Below are 1,196 nucleotides of genomic sequence, written 5' to 3' on the forward strand. Positions count from 1 at the left end.
CCCAGCCCGGGTGGACCCAGCCCGGGTGGGCCGAGACTGGGTGGTGGGTGATCGTGTGGATTTGTCCGTCGGTGGCCGTGTTGGCTGTTGGCTTCGCGGTGCACGACTCGCTGTACCCCGGTATCGAGGCGGGCTTCGCACCTCGATACCGGTGGTGAGGGCGGGTCGGCCGGTATGCCGGCCGCGTCTCGGATGTGTTCGACCGCGGCCCGAAACGTCCGATCGATCCGAAAGAATCGGTTGACCCGCAACGGATTCTGTGGCTGTCCGGGTTCGGTGTTGAGTCGCCAGCCGAAGCGTCCGGCGTCGGGGCCACTGCGATCAGTTCGGTGGTGTACTGGCCGGTGTCGGGGCCGACCATGCGGTTGTGCACGCCGCACGCCGGGGCGAGATCGTGGATGTCGGTGTTCCCGCCCCGCGCATAGTCGCGGGCGGCGTGGTGGATTTCGACGTGCACCATCGGCGCCGAACAGTCCGGATGTGAACAGCCCCCGTAGGAATCGGCCAGGGCCAGCCTTTGGCCCCGTGAGGCGAACCGACGGGCTTGCCCGAAATACAAGATCTCCGAGGAATGATCGGCGTACACCGCCAAATACTGTTGCGCCCGTGCCGCCACCTCCACCACGTCACCGATCGGCAGTGTCGTACCGGTGGCGGTACGTCCGAGACCGGCCTGCTCGCGTAATTCCTGGGAGGTGATCGACACGATCAACTGCGGCGGCAGACCCCGATGACTTTTGCCCAGCAACCCGCCGTCGAGGGCGGCGTGGAGCAGGGCACGGAATGCATCATGCTGGCGTTGCGCGGTGGTGCGTGTATCGCGTTGGGCCGCGGCCTCCACCACGTCCGGGGCGGCATCGTGGACGGATCCGTGCGGGGAGTGCTCGTCGTCGGGATTGTTGACGCCTTTGGCCGCCCATGACGCCAACACCACGTCGAACATCGCGCGGGTGGCCGGGTCCAGGCGGCCTTTGATCACCGACATCTGTTGGGCGTCTTGACGTCCCAACCATAGTTGCCGTTGCCGGGCCCGGTCGGCGGGTTCGGTCAGCTCGCCGTCGGGATCGACCCGTGCAAGTAGTTGTTGCCCGAGGACCCCCAACTCCGCGGGGGTGTGCTCGCGTGCCTGTTGCCCCAGCGTTTGCTCCGCTGCGGTGTGGACCTCGGCGGGCAACGCCACCGGGATCTTGCCGAGC

General features: G+C 67.2%; 1 protein-coding gene. It reads right to left on the bottom strand.

The genetic code is table 11. The features are described from left to right. Window positions 1-1,196, bottom strand: a 1,196-nt coding sequence (locus B1964_RS10710; protein WP_253193953.1) for an HNH endonuclease signature motif containing protein, incomplete at both ends; no start/stop codon positions are given.

The sequence above is a fragment of the Gordonia sp. i37 genome, assembly GCF_002043085.1.
In the GTDB taxonomy this organism is placed as follows: Bacteria; Actinomycetota; Actinomycetes; order Mycobacteriales; family Mycobacteriaceae; genus Gordonia; species Gordonia polyisoprenivorans.